At 65.2% G+C, this 20244-nt stretch carries 11 protein-coding genes; 7 read left to right on the plus strand and 4 right to left on the minus strand.

Translation table 11 applies throughout. The features are described from left to right. The first annotated feature begins 13 nt into the window (after positions 1–13). From B6V73_RS01135 to B6V73_RS01145, 3 genes are read left to right on the plus strand one after another with little or no spacing between them, the layout of a single operon-like run. On the plus strand, positions 14–1786 hold the full coding sequence (locus B6V73_RS01135) for a type I secretion system permease/ATPase (protein ID WP_075774791.1): 1773 nt from the start codon (positions 14–16) through the stop codon (positions 1784–1786). A 3-nt stretch (positions 1787–1789) separates the two neighbouring features. Beyond that, positions 1790–3685, plus strand: a complete 1896-nt coding sequence (locus B6V73_RS01140) for a cadherin-like domain-containing protein (protein ID WP_088724300.1) — start codon at positions 1790–1792, stop codon at positions 3683–3685. A 36-nt stretch (positions 3686–3721) separates the two neighbouring features. Continuing rightward, a complete protein-coding gene (locus B6V73_RS01145; protein ID WP_088724301.1) occupies positions 3722–5014 on the plus strand; it encodes an HlyD family type I secretion periplasmic adaptor subunit in 1293 nt (430 codons plus the stop codon). Positions 5015–5075: 61 nt separating this feature from the next. Here B6V73_RS01145 and B6V73_RS01150 read toward each other — a convergent pair whose 3' ends face one another. Next, positions 5076–7559, minus strand: coding sequence for a penicillin acylase family protein (locus B6V73_RS01150; protein WP_088724302.1), 2484 nt, complete (start codon positions 7557–7559; stop codon positions 5076–5078). 48 nt (positions 7560–7607) lie between these two features. Here B6V73_RS01150 and B6V73_RS01155 point away from each other — a divergent pair, with 48 nt between their 5' ends. Together B6V73_RS01155 and B6V73_RS01160 are read left to right on the plus strand one after the other, a co-directional pair. Beyond that, complete coding sequence (locus B6V73_RS01155; RefSeq protein ID WP_341865708.1) at positions 7608–8582, plus strand: NAD(P)-dependent oxidoreductase; 975 nt, start codon at positions 7608–7610, stop codon at positions 8580–8582. 74 nt (positions 8583–8656) lie between these two features. After that, complete coding sequence (locus B6V73_RS01160) at positions 8657–9013, plus strand: YigZ family protein (RefSeq protein ID WP_088718618.1); 357 nt, start codon at positions 8657–8659, stop codon at positions 9011–9013. 9 nt (positions 9014–9022) lie between these two features. Here the strand turns inward: B6V73_RS01160 and B6V73_RS01165 are convergent, their stop codons facing one another. The 3 genes from B6V73_RS01165 to B6V73_RS01175 form a co-directional block, all read right to left on the minus strand. Further along, entirely contained in the window at positions 9023–11059 is a 2037-nt protein-coding gene (locus tag B6V73_RS01165; protein ID WP_088724303.1) for a bifunctional DedA family/phosphatase PAP2 family protein, read from the minus strand. Position 11060: 1 nt separating this feature from the next. Next, on the minus strand, positions 11061–13667 hold the full coding sequence (gene mprF / locus B6V73_RS01170; RefSeq protein WP_088724304.1) for a bifunctional lysylphosphatidylglycerol flippase/synthetase MprF: 2607 nt from the start codon (positions 13665–13667) through the stop codon (positions 11061–11063). Positions 13668–13911: 244 nt separating this feature from the next. After that, a complete protein-coding gene (locus B6V73_RS01175; RefSeq protein ID WP_088724305.1) occupies positions 13912–15498 on the minus strand; it encodes an alpha-amylase family glycosyl hydrolase in 1587 nt (528 codons plus the stop codon). Positions 15499–15664: 166 nt separating this feature from the next. Here B6V73_RS01175 and B6V73_RS01180 point away from each other — a divergent pair, with 166 nt between their 5' ends. Further along, positions 15665–18061 carry a glycogen/starch/alpha-glucan phosphorylase gene (locus B6V73_RS01180; protein WP_206185549.1) on the plus strand — a complete coding sequence of 799 codons (2397 nt, stop codon included), beginning with the start codon at positions 15665–15667 and terminating at the stop codon, positions 18059–18061. Positions 18062–18074: 13 nt separating this feature from the next. Then, positions 18075–20219 (plus strand): 1,4-alpha-glucan branching protein GlgB, encoded by a 2145-nt coding sequence (gene glgB, locus B6V73_RS01185; RefSeq protein WP_088724306.1) that lies wholly within the window; start codon positions 18075–18077, stop codon positions 20217–20219. The last annotated feature ends 25 nt before the right edge of the window (positions 20220–20244 follow it).

The following is a 20244-nucleotide window of genomic DNA, read 5'->3' on the forward strand; positions in this document are numbered from 1 at the left end:
GTGGGAGGATCACATGAGCAACGCACGTCGTCGTTTTCAAGCCAGCGAAGAACTCGTTTCCGAGCGTCTGGGCCGTTATCGCGGTCTGATCGTCTTTCTCCTCGGACTGTCCTTCGTGATCAGCCTGCTCGCGCTGACGGGCTCGTTCTACATGCTGCAGATCTATGACCGGGCGCTGACCAGCGGCTCGGTTCCGACGCTGCTTGCACTCTCTGTTCTGGCCATCGCGCTCTATCTGTTTCAGGGGCTGTTCGATGTGCTGCGCAACCAGATCCTCGTGCGGGTCGGTGCGCGGATCGACAACCGCCTCGCGCCGCTCGCGCATCGGGTGGCAATCGAAATGCCCCGCTTCGGCTATTCCACGTCCGAGGCGTTGGAGCGCGGCCGCGACGTCGACACGATCCGCAGCTTCGTCTCGGGGGCAGGGGCCATCGCGCTTCTCGACCTGCCGTGGATGCCGCTGTTTCTGGGCTTCGTCTACATGCTGCATCCGCTATTGGGTCTGCTGACAATCGGCGGTGCCTGCGTGCTGATCACGCTGACCGTCATCACCGAGATGCTGTCGCGCCGTTCGGGCCGGGAGTTGCAGAAGGCCTCCATCGCCCGCGCGATGATCGCCGATACCAACACGCGCAATGCCGACGTGCTGCACGCGATGGGCTTCGGCCGCCGCGCGGTGGAGCGGTTCGGCACCGCCAATGCGGAGCACCTGCGCCTGCATGCGCGCACCAGCGACATCACCGGCACACTGAGCGGGTTGTCGAAGGTCACGCGGATGATGCTGCAATCGGCGCTTCTGGGCCTCGGCGCGTATCTGACCATCGTGGGCGAGCTGTCGCCCGGTGCGATCATCGCCTGTTCGGTCGCAGCCTCGCGCGCACTCGCGCCGGTGGAAATGGCGATCGGCAACTGGAAGGGCTTCACTGCCGCGCGCCGCAGCCATGCGCGTCTGCGCGACACGCTGGCGACGCTCGAGGATGACGACAGCCTGATCGCTCTGCCCGCGCCGACCGAGAGCTTCACGGTCGAGGGGATGACGGTCGTCGCGCCGGGCTCCGGCGCGGTGCTGCTGGGCGATGTCAGTTTCGATCTCAAAGCCGGCGATGCGCTCGGCCTGATCGGGCCGTCTGGCTCGGGCAAGACAACGCTCGCCAAGGGCATCGTCGGGATCTGGCCGCTGCTGCGCGGGCATGTCCGTTTCGACGGGGCCGCGCTCGACCAGTGGCGCGTGGATCTGCTGGGCGATCATATCGGCTACCTGCCGCAGGAGGTTTCGCTGATGGAAGGCACGGTCGCCGAGAATATCGCGCGCTTTGCGCCGGACGCGACGGATGCCGATGTGGTGGCGGCGGCGAAGGCCGCGGGTGCGCATCAGACGATCATCCATCTGCCCGATGGCTACCAGACGCAGCTGGGCCCCTTCGGCACCTCGCTCTCGGCGGGGCAGCGTCAGCGGGTCGGTCTGGCGCGTGCGCTCTACGGCGCGCCGTTCCTTGTGGTACTGGACGAGCCGAACTCGAACCTCGACGCCGATGGCGAAGCGGCACTCAGCGCGGCCATCGCCTCGGTCCGCGCGCGTGGCGGCATCGTGGTGGTGATCGCGCATCGCCCGAAGGCGCTCGAATCCGTGAATCTCGTGGGCTTCGTCCAGGGCGGCAAGCTGGTGGCCTTCGGCCCCAAAGACGAGATCGTGAACCGCTCCGTCGGGCTCAAACCGCTGCCCAAGGGAAAACCCGCGGCACCGGCGGCGGAGCTGGGAGACAGTATCGAGCAGGCGGTGGGCTGAGCCATGGAACAGGACAAGCTCAAGCTCGGTATCCCGGACGACGAAGCGGCCATCGCGCCGATGCAGAAATACCGTGCGCCGGAACGGCGCTCGGTCTGGCCCGGCCGCGCAGCGGTGGGGCTGGTCGCCATTGCCTGGGCTGCGCTCGCGCGCAAGCTCTTCGGCACGGATGCGGCGCAGGCGGAAGGCGTTCAGGATGGACCGGCCCACCCCCCGGCAGATCCCGACGCCCCCGCCGGCCCGCAGACGCCGAACGCGCATCACATCCCCGAAATGGGGCCGAGTGACGTGCTTACGGAGGAAAACACGCCGCCCGATCCGTTGCCCGACAACGTGATCCTGTTCCCAGGCGCCAATCCCGCGCCCTTCTCGCTCTCGCCGCAGCGATGGCACGCTAAGCACAAGGCGACGGTGGAGGCGCAGGGCGATACGCTGTTCTTCCCGGACGCGATCGAGGTCAAGGAACTCGATCTTCCGAAAGTGCCGGTCTTCACCTCGACCCGTGCAGCTGCACGCAAGGCGCGTGAAAGCCGGGGCGCTCCCGATGAAGCCCGTCCTCCGGACGCGGCGACCGAAGCCCCCCGCAACCGTGCGCCGGAGACGAAGGGCCCGGTTCGGCTGTCGCCCGGACGGCGGGATGAGAGCTTCTTCATCGTGGCGGCGGTCCTGCTGACCGGGGCGAGCGACCCCGATGGCGACCCGCTCTCGATCCTGTCGATGCAAGCGCAAGGCGGCGAAGTGATCGCCCATGGCGCGGGCGAATGGCTGATCAAGCCCGATCAGGGCTTCGAGGGCGAGCTGGTGATCACCTACGATCTCAGCGACGGCGAGTTGTCGATCGGACAGACCGCGACCGCGCTGATCCTGCCACCCGAGTATCACGACGTGATCGGCACCGCCGAAGACGATCTGCTGCTCGGTACGCCCGACCGCGACGCGATGCGGGGCGAGGGGGGCGACGACATCCTCTATGGCCGCGAGGGCGACGACATGCTCGACGGCGGAGAGGGCTGCGACGTGCTGATCGGCGGCGCGGGCGCGGACGTGATCTATGGCGGCGCCGGCAACGACACGGTCTTCGCGGGCGCGGGTGACGACATTGTCTTCGGCGAGGCCGGGGCGGACCTGCTGCATGGCGAGGACGGCAATGACTATCTCGACGGTGGCTCCGGCGCGGACAGCCTAGATGGCGGGGCGGGCAACGACACGTTGGTCGGCGGCGAGGGCTCCGATCTGCTCGACGGTGGCGCGGGCGAGGACCTCGTGACCGGCGGCGCGGGCGAGGACCGCATCGTGGTTTCGCAAATCGCGGAGGCTACGGGCGACAGCTACGATGGCGGCGCGGGCTCGGACACGCTCGATCTGCACCGCATCGCGGAGGCGGTCACCGTCGATCTGTCTTCAGGGACAATGACGAGCGAGACCGGCGAAGCGACGCTCGTCAGTATCGAGAACGTCGCTTCCGGCGCCGGAGATGACCAGCTGATCGCGAGTGATGCCTGCAACCTGTTCAGCGGCGGCGAAGGCGAGGACGTGTTCGTCTTCACCTCGGTCTCTGCGATCCGCAACGCGGGCGCGGGCCATGACCGCATCACCGATTTCGAGCCCGGCGACCGGATAGACTTCTCGCATATCGACCCGATGGGCGAAGGCTATGGTGAAATGCGGCTGTTCTACGCCGGTGCCAATGGCGAGGTCGCCGAGGCGCGTGGAGGCGTTTTCGTGGCTTACGAGATCGAAGACGGCGACGAGGGGCACGAATTCACCATCGTGAAAGCCAAGCTCAGCGCGCAGCACGAGGATGGCAGCGTCGAGGATTACGACTTCGAGATCGAACTCGACGGCCATCACACGCTGGAAGAAGCCAATTTTCTGTTTGACTGCGACGCGACCGTCTGACGGGCGCTCGCGAGTTTTTGGTGGGGGGAACCGAAAATGACCAAGACTTACCATGATCCGGCCCTGTTCTCGATCCGTGCGCGGATCCTGTTCGCGACGGCCTTTCTGGGCGCGCTGATCCTCGTCTTCGGCGGATGGGCGGCGCAGGCGAAACTCTCCGGCGCGGTGATTGCGCAGGGGCAGGTTGCAGTGAAATCGCAGCTGAAGGTCGTGCAGCACCCGGACGGCGGCGTGATCCGCGAGATCCGCGTGGAGAACGGCGATCTCGTGCAGGCGGGGGATGTCGTGCTGAGCCTCGACGACACGCAGCTGCGCTCGGAACTGGGGATCGTCGAGACCCAGATCCGCGAGCTTACCGGCCGCCGCGCGCGGCTCCTTGCAGTGCGCGACAGCGCCGTCGAGATCGTGTTCCCGGAGGGGTTCGATACCACCGAGGAAACCGCCGCGATCGCGGATGGCGAGCGCCAGCTTCTGGCCCATGACCGGGCGATGCAGGACTTGCGCCGCGACCAGCTTTTGTCTCAGGTCGACCAGTTCGACGAGGAGATCCGCGCGCTCGAAGCGCAGCGCCACTCGAACGAGATCGAACGGCGTCTGCGCGGCGAAGATCATGCCCGGCTCGAGACGCTCCTGAAGAAGGGGCTGACCGAGAAAGGCGCGATCACCGAGATCGAGCGCGACATGGCGCGGCTCGACGGGGTCTCCGGAGAGATAGAGGCAAATATCGCGCGGGTGCGGGGCCAGATCAGCGAGTCGAACCTGCGCATCTTGGAACTGGATCATCAGGCGCGCACCGCCGCGCAGAAGGAGCTGCGCGACATCGACGCGCAGATGGCCGAACTGCATGAGCGCGCCGTGGCCGCGCGCGACCGGCTCTCGCGCACCGAGATCCGCGCGCCGATCGCAGGGGTGGTGAACGAGTTGGGCGTGCATACGGTGAACGGCGTGATCGCGCCCGGGGAGCGGGTGATGGCGATCGTCCCCGATGGCGAGCTGATCGTGGAGGCGCGGCTGCGCACCACCGATATCGACCAGGTCATGCCGGGGCAGCCGGTGCGGCTGCGTTTCACCGCGTTCAACCAGCGGACGACGCCGGAAGTGGCAGGCGAGGTGCGCGTCGTCGCGGCCTCGGCCACGAAGGACGAGAGCGGCGGTAACTACTATCTCTGCACCGTCGCACTGACCGAGGCGCCGGTGCTGCCTGACGGGCGGGGCCTGCGCCCGGGGATGCCGGTGGAGGTGTTCTTCCAGACGGGGGAGCGCACCGCGATCTCCTACCTGCTCAAGCCGGTCGCCGATCAGGTGCAGCGCACGATGCGCGAGGACTGAGGGCGCGAGGACTGAGATTTGATCCGGGGCGGGCCAATGTCCGTCCCCGTTTCATTATGGATCAGTTGGCCGCTTGCGCCGCGCCCTTCGGCACCAGATGGGTGATCCCCGTCGCCGCTGCCCGCGCCAGTGCCGGATCGAGCGACATCGGGATATATTCGCCCGAACGCCACAGCTCTGACAGGTCGTCGTAATGGCGGCTCAGCGGATGGCCCGATTGCCCGGTCGAGATGATGAAGACCGAGCTGTCCGGATCGGCGAAATCGAGAACTTCGCGATAGCCCGCCGCATGGACATTGGCGAAGCGATCGGGCCCGTCGCCGCCCTTGGTCCGCCCGCGCATCAGGGTGAAATCGCCACCCGACGTCGATTGCCGGATATTCACGAACCATTTCAGCCCCGGCACCTTGCCCAGCACCGGATTGTCCTGCTCGGCGACATGCGCGTCGCCCCAGCGCCAGCTTTCGATATTCGGCCCGTATTTCTTCGACAGGTCCAAGAGCGCCGCGTCGAGCGATTGCCGCGCGATGTCGCTGCAGGTCTCCTTGGGCGCGGATTGGATGATGTCGCACCAATGGCTCGCGCCTTGGGTGTCGCGGAAGACGCGCTCGATGAACAGCGGCTCCAGGTGGTCGAACTTCTTCGCCAGCGGACCCAGCTCGTCGCGGATCAGCCGGTTTTGCAATTCGCGCATCCAGGCGGCGTAGATCAGCGGCTCGGGCAGATGCTCGGACATCTCGCCATCCCAACTCGCCAGCATCTCCAGCGCGCGCTGACGCATCCGCTCGGGCGTGCCGTCAGGCGCGGGATCGCCGGTATACCACAGGTTCGCGCCCACCAGCGGCAGCAGGCCGCGCGCGGCGGGCGAGACGGTATCGAGCTGCGCCGAGATGAAACTGTCGCGCGAATGCACCTCGCGCTCGCCCATCAGTTTCGACAGGCGCTGGATGCGCTGCGTGTCGCCCCAGTGGAACGAGACGTTATAGGGGAAGGGCCGGTCCACCGTCTTGTTGTTGGTGTTCACGACGATGCCACTTTTGGGCTCCACGAATTGCGGATTGTCCTTGAAGGGCAGGGCGCCTTTCCAGCGGTTTTCGGGTTTCCAGCCCGCGTTGGGCATCCGACCCTGCGTGTCATTCGCCCGGTCGCGCAGCGGGATTTTCCCGGCGGTGACCAGCGCCACACCATCCTTGTCGGCCAGCGTGATATTCTGTGCAGGCGCCACGATCTCTTTTGCGGCGTCGAGCGCCTGCGGGATCGATTTCGCCCGCATCAGGTCCATCGCGCCGGTCATCGTGGTGTCTTTCGGATCGAAGGCCGTCCAGCTGAGCGACATCACCGAATGGGGCGGCGTCACCGTCGCCAGATCGAAATGGCTGCCGGGCAGAACCGGGCCGTTATCGGTCCAGCGCAGGGTGAGTGTCACGGGTTTCGCGTCCTTCACCTCGACGATCACCCGCTTGGTCTTGAAATGCTTCCAGCCATCGGGCGTGCGGTATTTCGTCGGATCGTCGGGGTCGATTTCCTCGATATGCAGGTCCTGATCGTCGACATAGGCCGTGGTCAGCCCCCAGCCCAGATCCTTGTTGCGGCCCGACAGCACGAGCGGCATCCCCGGGATCGTGCCGCCGATCACGCCGCCCGATTGCAGTTGCAGCCGCGCGAGATACCAGATCGAGGGCGCGGTGAGCCCCAGATGCGGATCGTTGGCCAGAAGTGCGCCGCCCGCGGCCGAGCGGTCAGGCCCCGCGGCCCATGCGTTGGACGCCCCGGCAGAGCCGCGCTCGGGGAAGGGCGAGAACGCGCCGGGCGCGCCGTTCTCTGCCGTCTGGATGCCTTTTTGCATTGTCGGGAACAGGCTGGCGTAATCGGGCAGCGCGGCGGTCGCCTGTTGCGGATCGTCGGGCATGATGTCGCGCACGAGATCCTTTCCGGCGAGCGAGACGCGGGCGCGCAGCACCTCGTCCTGCAGCTGGTTCGACAGCTGCACCGCCATCAGCTTCATGATCGCGAGCGAATCCGCGGGCGTCCAGTAGGAGATCTTGCTGTCAAAAAGGAAGAATTCCGGCGCACCGCGCCCCATCGCGCCCTCGTTGACGATCTGGATCCACTGGTTGACGCCGCGCGCATAAGCCTGAAGCGCGGCCTTGGTGTAATCGTCCTGCGATGCCACCGAGTCGACCGCCGCCTGATAGAGGCCCAGTCGCCGCATCAGCTCGTCGGTCTTCAGCGTCTCCTGCCCGAACACCTCCGACAGCCGCCCCTGCACCGTGCGGCGCATCAGCGTCATCTGCCAGAGCCGGTCCTGCGCATGCGCCAGACCGAGGGCGAAGAACACGTCCGGGTCATTCCTGCCGAAGATATGCGGCACGTCCTCGGTGGAGCGCACGATCTCGACCGGGGCGGTGAGGCCAGTGACCTTGTAGGTCGCGTCGTAATCGGGCAGCGAGCGCGAGGCGAAGAAATAGATCAGCCCCCCGATGAGCACCACGCCCACGATCGCGGCCATGATCAGCCGAACGCCCCATCGAAATGCCTTGTACATCGAGCCCTCTGCGCGCCTCACCCGGAATCCCTCCGACCGGCGCATGAGTTGACGCGCCGGGATGGCGCGTTACTAGTTGAGCCCGACGCTACAATCAACGCGCTCGCGCTTCACGGGGCGCGGTTTCGTATTCACGCAAGGGAGAGGTCGATGGCGAAAGTTGCATTTCTGGGGCTTGGGGTGATGGGTTATCCGATGGCGGGGCATCTCGCATCGGCGGGCCACGAGGTCACGGTCTATAACCGCACGGTCTCCAAGGCCGAGAAATGGGTGTCCGAACATGGCGGTTCCGCCGCGCCCACGCCGCGCGAAGCGGCCAAGGGCGCCGATTTCGTGATGTCCTGTGTCGGCAACGACGACGATCTGCGCGAGGTCTGCCTTGGTAAGGACGGCGCATTCAAGGGGATGAAAACCGGCGCGGTCTTCGTCGACCACACCACGGTTTCGGCTGCCGTGACCCGCGAATTGGCGGGCGAGGCGGCTGGCCACGGCGTGGCCTTCATCGATGCGCCGATCTCGGGCGGGCAGGCGGGGGCCGAGAACGGTCAGCTGTCGGTGATGTGCGGTGGCGATGCGGCGGCCTATGACAAGGCCGAGCCGGTGATCGACGCCTATGCCAAGATTTGCCGCCGTCTGGGCGAAAGCGGCGCCGGGCAGGTGACTAAGATGTGCAACCAGATCGCGATCGCGGGTCTGGTGCAGGGCCTCGCGGAAAGCCTCCACTTCGCCGAGAAGGCCGATCTCGACATCGCCGCCGTGGTCGAAGTGATCTCTCAGGGCGCGGCCGGCTCGTGGCAGATGGCGAACCGCTACGAGACCATGGCGAAGGACGAATTCGACTTCGGCTTCGCGGTGGACTGGATGCGCAAGGATCTGGGAATCTGCCTGAAGACCGGCGACGAGATCGGGGCCTCGCTGCCCGTCACCGCGCTGGTCGACCAGTTCTACAAGGACGTGCAGGCGATGGGCGGCAACCGCTGGGACACGTCCTCGCTGATCGCCCGTCTGCGCAAGCTGGGCTGAGCGGGCAGGGCGGCGGGCCATCGGGTCCGCGGCCCGCCCTTGCCGCTTCGGCGCTTGGCCCATAAACCTGCGCCATGCGCATCCTCGAGAACATCATCAGCGACCGCGGCTCGAAATACGCGGTTTCGGGCGGGCCCTGCACCTCCGAGGAGGAGGCCAAGGCCTTCGTCAAGGAACTCTGCCGGAAAAAGAAATATGCCAAGGCGACGCATAACACCTGGGCGCTTCTGACGGCAGACGCTCCGGTTAAGAACGACGACGGTGAGGCAGGCGCCGGCATGGTGATCCTGCGGATGCTCGAGCGCGAAGAGCTCTATGACCACATCATCGTCGTCACCCGCTGGTTCGGCGGCAAGCATCTGGGCGGCGACCGATTCCGTCATGTTCAGGAAGCGGTTCGCATTTATCTCGAGGATCTGCGCGCAGGCTGACATGCGCGCTTATCGCAGCGCCAGAACCGGGATCGCCGACGCGTCAGTGCCGGAGATATGGCCGACCGTCTTGGCCCCGCCGCTCTGGCTCAGCGCCTTCACAACGTCAGAGGCCAGCGGCCCCGCCGCCGACCCGTCGCTCGGCACCAGCCCGTCATCGCGAGTGATCGCCCCCATCCAGAGCCGCGCGCCTGACGCATCGGTATAGCGCGTCTGCCACATTCGCAGCCGCGGCAGCTCGTCGGTCGCGTCACCCTCCGGAACGCGGGTGAAGCCAAGCTCGCTCGGCTTGTTGTTCCAGAAAAGCGGTGCGAGGGCTGCTCCGGGGCGTATCGTGTCGCGCACCGCTCCGAAGGCCGCGCCCGCCAGCGTCTTCAGCGTCACCGGATCGGCGCGCTGCCAGCCGATGGATGTCAGCGCCGCGGTAATCTGATCGGTGTTCGCCGCCCACATCCCGAGCGAAAGCGGGAACTGTTGCTCCGCATCGAGCGTCTGCGCCATCAGCGGCGCGTCGCTCAACGCCTGCGGCTCGGCCCCTTGGGCGATCACGATCAGCGGCTGCGCGACGGGCGGCGGGTTCAGCGCCTTGGAGTAGTCGCGCACCCGAACCATCGTGAAGCCCATAAGCGCGAGCGTCACGACTCCGATCACGCCGATCTGCCAGCGAGGTCGCGTGCGCGGCGCCCCGGCCCAACGCGGATAGAGCCACTCGGCCACGGCGATGCCCACGAGCAGGCACAGCGCGCCGAGAAGCCAGCCGCCCATCACGTCGCTCAGGTAATGCTCGACAAGGTAGAGACGGCTCAGCCCGATCAGCCCGGCGAACAGGAACGCCAGGAAGCTCGCGCTGAGTGCTCCGATCCGGGATAGCCGCCAGAGGAGGAAGACCAGCATCCCGTAAAAGGCGACAGAGAGTGTCGCGTGGCCGGAGGGAAAACTGCCCGAGGTTTCGTGGAAATAGCCGAGGATCGAACGCGGCCGCCCGAAGCCGGCCTTCAGGATTATCACCGAAACCAAATCGAGTCCGAGCGAGACCACGAGCCCCGTGGCGAGATCGAAGCGGCGCAGCCACGCGAGCCAGACGAGGGCCAGCACGAGCAGCGCGGCCACGAGCTGCGTATCGCCGAGCGCGGTGATCCAGGTGAAGACCTGTATGAGACCCGGCGTCCAGAACAGCCGCATCAGAGCCGCCAGCCGTGCGTCGATCTGCACGATCGGATCGCTTTGCAGGAAATCGAGCGACAGCCCGACCAGCACGGAGGCGAGGTAGAGGAAGGCCAGTGCGAGAAGGCTCAGCGGCAGTCCGGAGAATTTAGTCCGGTCGAGCCTGCGCGCGATCCAGGCCGCCGTTTTCGGATGGCGCCCTCCCCAGCTGTCGACGCGGGGGTGGCGCGCGATGTCGTCCATCAGACCGCCCGCCATCGCAAGGAGATAGGGCACCGCCCGGTCGAGTCGGCGCAGAATCCAGAAAAGCACCGCGGCGATCACGACAATGCCAAGCACGAACAAGGTGTTGCGCGTCATCATCGGGCTGAGCTGGGCGAATCCCGCGCCAAGCGCATAACCGAAGCCGACATGGAAGACAGCGTAGGGCAAGCCGCTCAGCAGGTTCCAGATCCGGAAGCGTCGCGTCTCCATCCCGGCGACGGCGGCGGCGAAGGGAACGAAGCCCGCGACGGGACCGAGGAAACGCCCCATGACGATCGCCAAGCCGCCATGGCGGGCAAATAGCTTCTCCGCGCGTCGATAGGCGGCCATGCCTTCGACATTCCAACGCCCAAGCATGCCGCGCCGTGCATGACGACCGAGCCAGAAGGTCGCCTCGCCGCCGAGCACCGAGCCGATCGCGACGAACCACAGCAGGTCGAGCAGGTCGAGCATCCCCCGCTGAACCATCACCCCGCCGGCGTCGACGAGAAGCGTTCCCGGCAGGAACAACCCGGTTGGCAGGAAGGCCTCCAACCCCGCCGCGGCCCCGATCACCCAGTAGCCGAAGATCCCCAGAGCGGCGAGATTCGGGAGCACTTGGTGGATGGCGTCTAGCATGTCAGTCCTTTGTCAGCAGGTTGCGCGCACCGCCGGAGATCAAGAGCGCGATCTCGGTCAGCGCGAGATAGGGCGAGGTGCCGGGCGGCAGCGCCACGTAATGCGGCCGCCATTCGGGGCGGAATTTCTGTTTGAACCGGCGCAGCCCCTCGAAATTGTAGAAGCTTCCGCCGTGACGATAAATCAGGTTTCCTACCCGGCTCGTGAGCCGCGCGGAGGCGCGATCGGGCAGCCCCGCCAGCGGTGCGAGGCCGAGGCTCAGCTCGGTCGCGCCGCGATCGCGAAGTGCCTCGATCAGGCCGAGGAACAGGAATTGCATGACGCCGTCGGCGGCTTCCGGGCGATATCGCATCAGGTCGATCGCGAAATGTTGCGCTCCGTTGCCGCCCAGAAGGTTCGCGAAGCCGAGGATCTCTCCCTCGCAGCGGATCAGGGCGATCTCGCAGTGGTTGAGGTAGCGCGGATCGAAGCGTCCGATCGAGAAGCCTTTCTCGCGGCCTTTCTGACCGGCGAGCCACGCATTGGAGATTTCCTGCAGCGTCGACAGCAGCTCGGGCGCATGCGGCGGAGCGGCGAGTTCGAGCGTGTATCCTTCGCGCAGGGCGCGGTTCTGCTCGGCCCGCATCGTTTTGAATTTCGACCCCGAAAGCGAGAACTTCTGCAGGTCGATCACGGCCTCTTCGCCGATCTTGTGCAGCGCGTAGCCCATCTCGATCCAGAGCGGCAGATTGCGCGTCGAGACCTCGTAGAAGACGGGGGTGAGCCCCTCGCTCACGGCGCGTTCGTGAAACTCCCATGCCAGTTGCCGCGCAACGTCCGGCGGGCCGACGGGATCACCAAGGACGACCCGCATCCCGCCGCGCTGCGCATACATCAGGAAAGCGGAGCGGTCGGAGGAGAACATCACGCATTTGTCGCCCGTCAGCGCGAACCAGCCCTGCGGCACGTCCTGCGCGGCGAGGATCGCGGCGACCGAGGCATCCTGCTCGGGATCCACGGAGAAGGCGAAGTGGCGTATCGGGCGCAGCATCAGCCAAAGCAGGAAGCCCAACAGCAGTGCGCTGATCAGAAGACCTGCGCGAAGCGCCCGCGGTGTCGGCGAACGTGCGGTGAAATCGAGCCAGAGCGCGTTCGAATAAGGATGCGCGGCATAGGCGAGGAAGAAGAAAACCGCCGCCGAGGCCACCATCCCCACGATCACAGCCAGCCAGAGCGGGCCGTAGCCCCCTTCGGTGAGCGCGACCTGCCGGTGGAATGCGCGGCGAAACGGCAGAAGCACCAGCGCGGCAAGTGACAGGACGATGGCGTTGTCGATGTCGAGATCGGCCGCCAGCACCGAGATCACACCGAGCACGAGCCCGGCGAGCGCCAGCCAATAGGCGAGCCGCACCCGGCGAACCAGACCATGCGAGAGGACGATCAACAGCACGCCCGCCAAGGCGCAAAGCTGGGTGCCGCCCTCGGCCAGAACCGCCGTGATCAGCCCCGGCTCGCCGCCTTGCTGGCCCAGTACGGGCATCAGCGCGACGATAACCATCCAGAAACCGAGGCCAAGCACCGCGACCCCGGCGATCCTTGGCGCGATACCCTCGATGCCGCTGATCACCGGGCGCATCGGCTCGGATATCTCGCCGAAGACACGGGTGGCCCAGCCGCCTGCGAGACGCGCCTCGTTCAGCGAGACCACCACGAAGGCGATCACGAAGGGCAGCAGGAAATAGATCATCCGGAAGGCCAGCAGGCCCGCCGCGGCATCGCCGAGCGGCACGCCTGCGGGCAGGGCGGCGATCACCACCGTCTCGAACACGCCGACCCCGCCGGGCACGTGACTGAGAATGCCGACCATGCTGGCCGCAGCGTAAATCGCGACGAAGCTCGCGAAAGGTGGCGTGCCTGCGGGCATCAGCACCCAAAGCGCGCCCGCCGCCATCGTCGAGTCGAAGAGCGCCACGCCGAGTTGCCCGACAAGGATACGCGGGGCCGGCATCGCGATCTCGCGGTCGCGGATGCGCAGGGCGCGCCCCGTATAGGAAAGGTAGAAGGCGCCGCCCAGGATCAAGGCCGTCGCGGCCAGCGCGCCGACGCGGATCACTGACTCGGGCGCCGAGATGACGCCGGCGAGCGCAGCAGGATGCACGGAAAGCGCCAGAACGCCCACCATCGTCAGCCCGAGCCCCATCGCGATCGCGATATAGGAGGACAGCGCCGCGACCTCGAACGCGTTCAGCCCGGCGGCGGAGTAAATGCGGTAGCGCACGGCGCCGCCCGAGATCACGCTGATCCCGACCGTGTTGCCGAAGGCGTAGCCAAGGAACCCGCCAAGCGCGACGGTGCGCAGGGGCAGTTTTTTGCCGAGGTAATGCAGCGCCCAGAAATCATAGCCGACAAGCGCCACGTAGCCCAGCGAGGTCGCCCCCACGGCCGCGCCGAGCGTGGGCCACGGCGTCGCCCTGATCTGCGCGATTACCTGGCGCACGTCGATGCTGGCGAGCAGATGATGCAGCGCCCAGAGCCCCATCAGGAACAGCAGCAGCCCCAGCGCGATCGGCCAGAGTATCTTGACGCGCGACGAGGCAGGGGCGGCTTGCGCCGGATCAACGTGAACCATCTTGTATTTCCAAGTTTTTCCAATCTCTGGCGGAACGATCGCAGAAGGAATTTATGTCCTTCTTAAAATTCCGTAAGAAATCGCTTCCGATGGCATCTTATCGACCGAGACGGCGCGGCTGACCAGAGGCAGAACACCGGAATGCGAACGGCGTCGAGAGCAAACGCTCCCGACGCCGTCGCGGGTCCGAGACGTGGCGGCAGGCTGCAATTCGGGGCCCGCGCGCCGCGTTTTTCCGGTTTGGTTAGATCTTCAGCCAGGCGGCGCCGTTCGGGCCGAGCGACAGGGTGCCGTCCTCCAGCGTCGCGGCGAGGCAGGGGCCGACAAGCTCCCCGTCCGCGTCGAGCGTCACCGGATCCGGGCCGAGGTTGAAGTAGCAGGCGAATTTCGTCTCGCCATCGTCGCGGATGAAGCCGAGGATCGGGTCCGGCAGGTCGAGGAAGGTCGACGCGCCCTTGCGCAGCACCGGGTTTTCCTTCCGGAAGGCCAGCACACGACGGTAATAGGCCAGCACAGAGTGCGCGTCGGCCTCCTGCACCGAGACCGCCCGGGCGGCTTGCGGCGGTTTCACCGGCAGCCACGGCTTGGCCTTGGAGAAGCCCGCATTCGTGCTTTCGTCCCAGACCATCGGCGTGCGGCAGCCGTCGCGGCCCTTGTTCTCGGGCCAGAAGCGCAGACCGGGCGGGTCGGTGAGCTCGTGATATTCCATCTCGGTCTCGGTCTGGCCGAGTTCCTCGCCCTGGTAGATACCGATCGTGCCCTGGAACGAGGCGAGCATCGCGATGGCCAGCCGTGCGATGCCGTCCTCGGTGCCGTATTTCGCCCAGCGGGTCACATGGCGCTGCACGTCGTGGTTCGAGAAGGACCAGCTCGGCCAGCCGTCGGGGGCATTCTCGAAGAAGCCTTCGATCTTGCCGCGGAAATGCGCGGGCGAGAATTTCGGTCCCAGCATGTCGAAGCTGTAGGCCATGTGGAGGCGATCGACGCCGCGCGTGTATTCCTCCATGAGCCCGAGCGCGCGATGCGGCGCTTCGCCGACTTCGCCGATCAGAGTCCGGTCTTCGTATTCGTCCATCACCACGCGCATCTTCTTGAGGAAGGTGATGTTCTCGGGGCGGTTCTTGTCGAACTCGTGATCCTGCATGTCGTAGGTCGAGACCGGCGGCCAACGCTCCGGGTCGGGTTCCATCGCCGGGTTGTCGCGCAGCTTGGGGTCGTGGAAGTAGTAGTTCACTGTATCGAGCCTGAAGCCATCGACGCCGCGATCGAGCCAGAAACGGAAAATGTCGAGCAATTCCGCCTGCACCTCGGGATTGTGCAGGTTCAGGTCGGGCTGTTCGATGAGGAAATTGTGCAGGTAATACTGGCCGCGCTCGGGGGCGTATTCCCAGGACGAGCCGCCGAACACCGCCTGCCAGTTGTTGGGCGGGCTGCCGTCGGGCTTGGGATCGGCCCAGACATACCAGTCCTTCTTCGTACCGCCTTTCTTGGAGTCCTTGAACCACGGGTGCTGATCGGAGCTGTGCGAGATCACCTGATCGATCACGACCTTCAGGCCCAGTTCATGCGCCCGCGCGACCAGCGCGTCGAAATCCTCCAGCGTGCCGAATTGCGGATCGATACCGCGATAATCGGACACGTCATAACCCATATCGGCCATTGGCGAGGTGAAGATCGGCGACAGCCAGATCGCATCGACGCCCAGCGAGGCGACATGATCGAGCCTGCGCGTGATCCCCTTGAGATCGCCGATCCCGTCGCCCGAGTCGTCTTGAAAGCTACGCGGATAAATCTGGTAGATAACCGCTCCGCGCCACCAATCCTTCGCCATGAATCGCTCCTCTTTCAGTTTCCTGTTGCCCGTTAACGCGGCAAGGGTAGACTTGTTAGCGCAAACGGCAACAGCTGCTCAGATGGTTTCTACGCCGTCGCTTGACCTTGAACAGGGGGCGGCTCATCAATCAATTGCTATCTGAAGAGATCCGGAGACCTCCCCCTTGAAAGACACCCAATTGCCCAGTGCCGAGACGGTTCGCGAAGAAATTTTGCACCACATCACATTTTCGATGGGCAAGGATCCCGATCACGCCTCGGTCTATGATTGGCGCATGGCACTCAGCCTCGCGATACGCGACCGGGTCGTGGCACCGTGGTTCGCGGCCACCCGCCGCACCTGGGAGGAAAAGCGCAAGCGGGTCTACTATCTCTCGATGGAATTCCTGATCGGGCGGATGCTGGAAGATGCCGCGATCAATCTCGGGCTGCGCGCGATCTGCCGCGAGGCGATCGAAGGGTTGGGGCAGGACTGGGAGACGGTGGTCGAGAACGAGCCGGATGCCGCGCTTGGCAATGGCGGGCTGGGGCGGCTGGCGGCGTGCTACATGGAGAGCATGGCGACGCTGGGCTGCCCGGGCTACGGCTACGGCATCCGCTACGAGCACGGCCTCTTCAAGCAGCGCTTCGAGGGCGGGCGTCAGGTCGAGACGCCGGAGGATTGGCTCAAGCAGCGTCATCCGTGGGAATTCGAGCGTCCCGAGGCGGCCTACGAGATCGGCTTCAAGGGCCATGTCGAGACGCTGGACGGCAAGCCGCATTGGATCCCCGGCGAGACGGTGCTGGCCGAGGCCTATGACATGCCGATCATCGGCTGGGAGGGCAAATGGGCGAACACGCTGCGGCTGTGGTCGGCCAAGCCCACCGAGCTCTTCGACCTCGCGCGGTTCAATCACGGCGATTACGCCGCCGCGGCCGAGCCCGAGGCGCTGGCGCGGACGTTGAGCCGCGTGCTTTACCCGGATGACACGACCTATGCGGGCAAGGAGCTGCGGCTCAAACAGGAGTATTTCCTGACCTCCGCCGCGCTGCAGGACATCATGCGCCGGCATCTGGCTTCGGGCTATACGCTCGAAGAGCTGCCGGACTATGTCGCGATCCAGATGAACGACACGCATCCGGCGATCGCCGGGCCGGAACTGATCCGCATCCTCGTCGATCTGCATGACATGGAGTTCGAGACCGCGCTCGAGATCACGATGCAATGTCTGGGCTATACCAACCACACGCTGCTGCCTGAAGCGCTCGAACGCTGGGCGACCTATCTGATGGGCACGGTGCTGCCGCGCCATATGCAGATCATCGAGAAGATCGACAGTTGGCACCGCCGCACCTATCCGAAACGCGCGCATTTCGTGGGGATCGTGAAGCATCAGGAAGTGCGGATGGGCGAGCTGGCCTTCATCACCTCGCACAAGGTGAACGGCGTCTCGGCGCTGCATACCGAGCTGATCAAGCGCAACCTCTTTCCCGAGCTCGACGCGCTGCATCCGGGGCGGATCATCAACCAGACCAACGGGATCACGCCGCGCCGCTGGCTGCGGATGGCGAACCCGGCGTTGTCCCACCTCATCATCGACGCGATCGGCGAGGGCTGGGAGGCCGATCTCGACAAGCTGCGCACGCTGGAGCCTTACGCCGATGACGCGGGCTTCCGCGAGGCCTTCATGGGCGCGAAACGCCATAACAAGGTGCATCTCGCGGAGTGGGTGCATGAAAGCCAAGGGATCACCATTGACCCCGACGCGATCTTCGACATTCAGGTCAAGCGCATCCATGAATACAAACGCCAGCTGCTGAACATCCTGCAGACCATCGCGGACTGGCATGCGATCCGCGAGAACCCGCAGGCCGATTTCCAGCCGCGCGTGAAATTCTTCGGCGGCAAGGCCGCGCCGGGCTATCACACCGCGAAACAGATCATACGGCTGATCAACGACGTGGCGCGGGTGGTGAACAATGACCCTTACGTCGATGGGCGCCTCAAGATCGTCTATCCGCCGAATTACAACGTCTCCATGGCCGAACGACTGATCCCGGCCGCCGATCTGTCAGAACAGATCTCGACTGCGGGCAAGGAAGCCTCCGGCACCGGCAACATGAAGTTCGCATTGAACGGTGCGCTGACCATCGGCACGCTCGATGGCGCGAATGTGGAAATCCGTGAACAGGTCGGCGCGGAGAACTTCTTCCTCTTCGGCATGACCGCCGACGGGGTGATGGAGCGCCGCCGCGATCCCGAACATGCGCGCAACGCGATCCTTGCAAGCCAGCCTTTGCAGGACGTTTTGCAGATGATCGCCGAGGGACGTTTCTCTCCGGAGGAACCAGAACGCTATCACGATCTTGTTCATAACATGTGGCACAGCGATTATTTCCTCGTTGCCTCCGATTTCGAGGCCTACCGGACCGCCCAGAAAGAGGTGGACACGGCCTTCGCCGATCGCGCAGGCTGGGCGAAGATGGCTGTTTTGAACACCGCGCGGATGGGGTTCTTCTCTTCCGACCGGGCAATCAAGGGCTACATGGACGAGATTTGGACCACGCGATCTGCCCTGTGAACCAAGGAGCGATATGACACTTTCCCGCGACGAGGCCGAAGCGCTGATCGAAGCGCATCATCCCGACCCGTTTTCCGTGCTGGGTCTTCATGACGGGAAAATCGTGGCACTCGTGCCCGGGGCGGACGAGGTCTGGGCGCTCGGGAAAAAGGACGTCGCGCTGGAGCCTGTGGTGCCCGGGGTCTTCGCCGGAAATTGGAGCGAGAAAACCTATTGTCTCCGCGCGCGACGCGACCAGACGACATGGGATTTCGACGACCCTTACAGCTTCGCGCCGGTGCTTGGACCGATCGACGAGTATCTGATCGGGGAGGGGACGCATAAGCGTCTCTGGGAGAAGCTCGGCGCCCATGCGATCACCCACCAAGGCGTCGAAGGCGTCCATTTCGCGGTCTGGGCGCCCAATGCGCGCCGGGTCTCGGTCGTGGGTGAGTTCAATTTCTGGGACGGGCGGCGCCACCAGCTGCGCCGGATCGGTGCGTCCGGTGTGTGGGAGATCTTCGTCCCCGGCATCCATGAAGGCGCGCTCTACAAGTACGAATTGCTCGACGCCGCGGGCACGGTGCTGCCGCTGAAGGCGGACCCGGTCGGCTTCGGCGCGGAGCATCCGCCTGCGCAGGCCTCGATCGTGCGCAAGCTGGGGCTGCACCGCTTCGGTGACAGCGCATGGTGCCAGACCCGGGCCGAGGCGCAGGAACGTCACGCGCCGATCTCGGTCTACGAGGTACATCTAGGTTCGTGGATGCGGATCTGGGACGATGGGGGCAGGCCGCTCTCGTACCACGAGTTGGCCGAGAAGCTGGTCGATTACGTCTGCGACATGGGTTTCACCCATATCGAGTTGCTTCCCATTACCGAACACCCGTTCGACGGCTCCTGGGGCTATCAGCCGATCGGGCTTTACGCCCCGACGATCCGCCACGGCCGCCCCGAAGAATTCGCGGAGTTCGTCGATGCCGCACACCGGAAAGGGCTCGGCGTCATCCTCGACTGGGTGCCGGGCCATTTCCCGACCGACGATCACGGGTTGAGACATTTCGACGGCACGGCGCTTTACGAGCATGCCGACCCGAAAGAGGGCTTCCATCAGGACTGGAATACGCTGATCTACAATTACGGGCGGCGGGAAGTGTCCAACTACCTGCTTGCCAACGCATTGTTCTGGCTGGAGGAATATCACCTCGACGGGCTGCGCGTCGATGCGGTGGCCTCGATGCTCTACCGCGATTACTCACGGTCGGCGGGCGAATGGGTGCCCAACAAATATGGCGGGCGCGAGAATCTCGAGGCGATCGAATTCCTGCAGAACATGAACGCGGCCTCTTACGGCGGCGCGGAAGGCATCATGACGGTGGCCGAGGAAAGTACCGCCTATCCCGGGGTCACGCAGCCCGTGCATGAGGGCGGGCTCGGTTTCGGCTACAAGTGGAACATGGGCTGGATGAATGACAGCCTGCGCTATTTCGCGCGCGATCCGCTATATCGCAAATTTCACCATAACGAGCTGACCTTCGCGAGCTCGTACGTTTACAGCGAGAATTTCATTCTGCCGATCAGCCATGACGAGGTCGTGCACGGCAAAGGCTCGATGCTGGGCAAGATGCCGGGAAGCGAGCCCGAGAAATACGCCAACCTTCGGGCCTTCTACGCCTTCCAATGGGCGCATCCGGGCAAGAAGCTTCTCTTCATGGGGCAGGAATTTGGCCAGTGGTCGGAATGGAGCCACGAGCGCGAACTGGACTGGTATCTTCTGAACGATCCGCGCCACGAGGGGCTGCGCGCGCTGGTGCGTGACCTCAACCGGCTCTACCGCGACACGCCCGCGCTGCATTGGGGCGATTGCGAGCCGCAGGGTTTCGAGTGGATCGCGGCCAACGATTCCGAGGCCTCGGTCTTCATCTTCGAACGCCGCGCGCCCGGCTCCGATCCGGTCGTGGTCGTCGCGAACCTGACCCCGGTCGAACGCAGCTACCGCATCGGTCTGCCCCAGAGCGGCGAATGGTGCGAGATTTTGAACACGGATTCCGAATTCTATGGCGGTGGCAACCGCGGCAATCTCGGCGCGATCGCCGCTGAAGACCACGCCCATGGCCGCTGCGCCCATAGCGCGGAGGTATATTTGCCGCCGCTGTCAGTCGTGATGTTCACGCCCGCATAAGCGGTGCCCAGAGGAGGGGGAGGAT

This window comes from Thioclava sp. JM3, assembly GCF_002213185.1.
GTDB lineage: Bacteria > Pseudomonadota > Alphaproteobacteria > Rhodobacterales > Rhodobacteraceae > Thioclava > Thioclava nitratireducens.

Excerpts from the sequence above, each read along its gene's own strand:
- B6V73_RS01135 (WP_075774791.1), top strand. The coding sequence starts at position 14 with ATGAGCAACGCACGTCGTCGTTTTCAAGCCAGCGAAGAACTCGTTTCC.
- B6V73_RS01140 (WP_088724300.1), top strand. The coding sequence starts at position 1,790 with ATGGAACAGGACAAGCTCAAGCTCGGTATCCCGGACGACGAAGCGGCC.
- B6V73_RS01145 (WP_088724301.1), top strand. The coding sequence starts at position 3,722 with ATGACCAAGACTTACCATGATCCGGCCCTGTTCTCGATCCGTGCGCGG.
- B6V73_RS01150 (WP_088724302.1), bottom strand. The coding sequence starts at position 7,559 with ATGTACAAGGCATTTCGATGGGGCGTTCGGCTGATCATGGCCGCGATC.
- B6V73_RS01160 (WP_088718618.1), top strand. The coding sequence starts at position 8,657 with ATGCGCATCCTCGAGAACATCATCAGCGACCGCGGCTCGAAATACGCG.
- B6V73_RS01165 (WP_088724303.1), bottom strand. The coding sequence starts at position 11,059 with ATGCTAGACGCCATCCACCAAGTGCTCCCGAATCTCGCCGCTCTGGGG.
- mprF (WP_088724304.1), bottom strand. The coding sequence starts at position 13,667 with ATGGTTCACGTTGATCCGGCGCAAGCCGCCCCTGCCTCGTCGCGCGTC.
- B6V73_RS01175 (WP_088724305.1), bottom strand. The coding sequence starts at position 15,498 with ATGGCGAAGGATTGGTGGCGCGGAGCGGTTATCTACCAGATTTATCCG.
- glgB (WP_088724306.1), top strand. The coding sequence starts at position 18,075 with ATGACACTTTCCCGCGACGAGGCCGAAGCGCTGATCGAAGCGCATCAT.